This is a genomic window from Salibacterium aidingense DSM 18341, assembly GCF_000429685.1.
Classification (GTDB): Bacteria; Bacillota; Bacilli; order Bacillales; family Marinococcaceae; genus Salibacterium; species Salibacterium aidingense.
Genome location: NZ_AUCI01000054.1, coordinates 1 through 3364, shown reverse-complemented (window position 1 = coordinate 3364; position 3364 = coordinate 1). Strand labels below are relative to the sequence as shown.

At 37.1% G+C, this 3364-nt stretch carries 4 protein-coding genes and 3 pseudogenes; 4 read left to right on the top strand and 3 right to left on the bottom strand.

The genetic code is table 11. The features are described from left to right. The 3 genes and pseudogenes from G475_RS27690 to G475_RS27835 form a co-directional block, all read left to right on the top strand. Positions 1–195, top strand: a pseudogene (locus tag G475_RS27690) (hypothetical protein); the annotation flags it as partial. 197 nt (positions 196–392) lie between these two features. Then, a complete protein-coding gene (locus G475_RS26050; protein WP_051302831.1) occupies positions 393–641 on the top strand; it encodes a response regulator in 249 nt (82 codons plus the stop codon). Positions 642–801: 160 nt separating this feature from the next. Further along, positions 802–1121: pseudogene (locus G475_RS27835) on the top strand (winged helix-turn-helix transcriptional regulator). Between the two features lie 34 nt (positions 1122–1155). On the opposite strand, the gene G475_RS0122015 reads toward G475_RS27835, so the two are convergent. Next, positions 1156–1740, bottom strand: a complete 585-nt coding sequence (locus tag G475_RS0122015; RefSeq protein WP_026703097.1) for an NAD(P)H-dependent oxidoreductase — start codon at positions 1738–1740, stop codon at positions 1156–1158. A 118-nt stretch (positions 1741–1858) separates the two neighbouring features. Here G475_RS0122015 and G475_RS0122010 point away from each other — a divergent pair, with 118 nt between their 5' ends. After that, a complete protein-coding gene (locus G475_RS0122010) occupies positions 1859–2200 on the top strand; it encodes a winged helix-turn-helix transcriptional regulator (protein ID WP_035712493.1) in 342 nt (113 codons plus the stop codon). A 699-nt stretch (positions 2201–2899) separates the two neighbouring features. Here the strand turns inward: G475_RS0122010 and G475_RS0122000 are convergent. Further along, the gene (locus G475_RS0122000) at positions 2900–3094 is read right to left on the bottom strand and encodes a hypothetical protein (RefSeq protein WP_026703094.1); all 195 of its coding nucleotides are present in this window, start codon (positions 3092–3094) and stop codon (positions 2900–2902) included. A gap of 75 nt (positions 3095–3169) precedes the next feature. Beyond that, positions 3170–3364 (bottom strand): annotated as a pseudogene (locus tag G475_RS27685) (hypothetical protein); the annotation flags it as partial.

Below are 3364 nucleotides of genomic sequence, written 5' to 3'. Positions count from 1 at the left end.
AAAACAAGGACAATTTTAGCAAATACAGGAACATCAGAGGGTATATCGCCTATTCGTTATCGAGAAATTCATATTGCTGTAAGTAATCGTAAGTATCCTGAAATTACGGTTTACTTGCCTGCCGATACATCAGCTCGCAAGGCATTTAAACATATAGGTTGTCCAACAGACTGCCATTTCCCAAATCATAACTAAACTAAGCTATCTTGCACCCCAATAGTGCAAGTAGTTATACGAATGATTACTTCCACTGTAGTTATTTCTGGTAACTTGGTTGCGACAGAGTTATCAAATTTGTTGTGATGCTGCCTTTACCCCAATAAGCTAATAGTTTTCTGAACATGAACAAGTAGAATAAATATGTATACAGATAAGGAGGGCTGCGATTAAATATGAATATCTTTATCATTGAGGATGACTCTCTTCTCTTAGATGCACTTAGAGATGGTTTCAGTCAGTGGTCATATGAGGTAAATAGCCCAAATGATTTTTCTCATGTGATGAATGCCTTTGCAGAGCATCGTCCTCACCTGGTGATTATTGATATACAGCTTCCAAAGTTTGATGGCTTTCACTGGTGTAGAGAAATACGTGCCGTGTCCAAAGTTCCTTTGAAAATAATGGTTATTAAAGACAATTAATCTTAAAACTTAGTCTTGAAGTTGTATTTGGCAAGCAAAATTATTAGAATGCCATAAACAATAGTTTATGTTACAATAAATTCAATGTAGAGACGCAAAATCACTGGCAGCTTAAATAAGGATCCTCTAATAATACTTGTTCATAAGTTTTAAAACCTATCTGCTTCGCAACAAAAAACTAAACCCCTTAAGCCGACTTAAGGGGTTTGAGTTTTCAATTTCAGTAAAATGCGATAAGTGGAAAATGGTCCTTATTTTCCTTCTCGCTGAAAAACATCCTGTTCAATCCAAAGCGTTGAAAACACAGCTAGGGTCTATAACGTATTAAACATTGAGTACTCAACTGAAGGAACTAGAAGTAGAAGCATGGTCATAAGTAGAGAATTCCTCCAAGTTCCACCAAAAGTCGATTACAGCTTAACACATAAAGCAGAAACGTTTCTACCAGTTCTAGAGCTTTGTTTGGTGGGGAGATCATAATCAGTAGCATTAAGACCGGATTCTATGAAACCTATTAATTCAAAATTTTCTCAGGAAGTTCTTTTAAAAATCTGGCTCTTTTATGATCGGTCGTTAAGTCCACTCTAGGAAAGTGCACCCATTTAGTTTCTTTATTCTTAAGTCCGATATCAGCTAACGTCCGATCAATAAAGACTCCCTGAATCGCATTTCCACCTTCTGTTACAAGATACTCTTTTTCTGCAGTTGATGTAGTGATAACCGATGTTTTCTTGATATAGGTTAACAACCCAGTTAACACACCTTTCTCAGCTACTGAAATTGCAAAACCTTGTAACATCACTTTATCAATAAACCCTTTTAACATAGCAGGTAAATCCCACCACCAAACTGGAAAAATGAAAATTAATTCGGTGGTGTTTCGCAGTTGGATCTGATAGTCCTTGACTAACTGATAAGGCGTATCTCCTTGGTTAAATAGCTTTAATTCCTCAGCAGAAAATGAAGGATTGAATCCATCTTTATGAAGATCTATGACTTGAAATTTTTCTCCTTTAGCTTTTAACTCTTTCTTGATTGAACTCAAGATTGCATGGTTAAAACTTCCTTCCCAGGGGTGAGAATAAACAATGGTTTTCATGATTTACTTCCTCCTTTTTAATTAGCTTTTGGTTCCTGCACAAATAGTTTATATTATGCGAGTAATGAAGACAATTACGGTAATTAAAGTGCGATACGTACCTAAAGGAGAGTGTGAAATGAAGATGCAATTCTATCCATTCGATACTCATTTGAAAGATACGGGTTTCGGTTATACCTTGTCCCTCATTAGCGGGAAATATAAAATGACTGTGTTGTATTGTCTGCATTTAAACAATGGTCCAATTCGTTATAATCAATTGAAACGCTCAATTGGAAGTGTTTCATATAAAACATTGACCAATACCTTAAGAGAACTGGAACGGGATCAACTCATATGTCGGAAAGAATATCCTCAAGTTCCACCAAAAGTAGAATACAGCTTATCTAAAGATGGAGAATCTTTAATCCCTGTTTTAGATGCGATATGTTTCTGGGGAGAGGAAAAGTTGAAAAGTTAGTTAATAAAGTAGAGTAAGTCACTAATATATCTACAAAAAAGTACCTGGATATAAATGGTATATGGTTTTGTAGGTTTTGCGACAAAGAGTTGAGATGGTTTAATTACAGTTTATCTCTAAATCAAGTCGCCTCTTGTAAATGTTATGTTTCACGTCTTGCTTACAATTTAATACCATTTTTAGTGAACCGTCTTCGACCGGTTGGAACGTTCAAACATCCTTTTCAGCTACCGCTTTTTTATAAGGAAACCTTTAGTTTAGGGGCGAAAACGATATATTGAGAACATTCAATACTACAAACTTCATTCCAAACCTTTGGCTTTATTACGGGAAGGTGCAATTGTCATCTATTCGGTTAAAGAGGGTGGCGTGTACCTAGGGGTTATATATGCGATGCAGGGGGGACGGTGAGATAGCCAGTCATACCATAGATGACCTGCAAGTGGAAGTAATAAAGGGAGTTCAGCTTCCTGTTTCTGAAGGTCTGCCTTTTTTAGCATCCACCATCCGCCACCTACATGACAATGCTACAGCTGGCAGACCCCGTCAGCCAGCTGTATTCGTAAGGGCCAGATTTATTCCCCTAACCGTATCATTCATATTTTTTTAAGATAATCAACTCCTATGTCACCTTGTTAAATTTTCACTTATACTATCTGCGCACGGTTCCAGTCTCTACCTCATACAAAAAATTTCCCATTATAAATAATAAAAAAAGGTCTGCAGGATGAATTGGCTGACGGCATGAGATGTTTTAAGATCTTGAATCAAGCCGAGAAGCCCTTCTTGATGAAATGAAGAAAAGAGTAACGGGGCGATCCCTTTTCGTCTGAGTTTGCGCCTTGTAGGATCCGCGATGGCCACAAAAACACTACGATTTAACTCCTTATTCAATGGTTTCTTCCCACCTCATTAAAAAAGACACCATTTAGCGTCTTTTTTATACGATGCTAAATGGTGACATGTCTATTAGTTATTTGTTGTGAAAAGACTTTCAATTGGAATGCCTATATGTTCGAATGCCTGGCGTGCTGGTGAATCGACAGGCAAGTAAACCACGATCTCAGGGTACTTACGATTACTTACAGCAATATGAATTTCTCGATAACGAATAGGCGATATACCCTCTGATGTTCCTGTATTTGCTAAAATTGTCCTTGTTTT

Excerpts from the sequence above, each read along its gene's own strand:
- G475_RS26050 (WP_051302831.1), top strand. The coding sequence starts at position 393 with ATGAATATCTTTATCATTGAGGATGACTCTCTTCTCTTAGATGCACTT.
- G475_RS0122015 (WP_026703097.1), bottom strand. The coding sequence starts at position 1,740 with ATGAAAACCATTGTTTATTCTCACCCCTGGGAAGGAAGTTTTAACCAT.
- G475_RS0122010 (WP_035712493.1), top strand. The coding sequence starts at position 1,859 with ATGAAGATGCAATTCTATCCATTCGATACTCATTTGAAAGATACGGGT.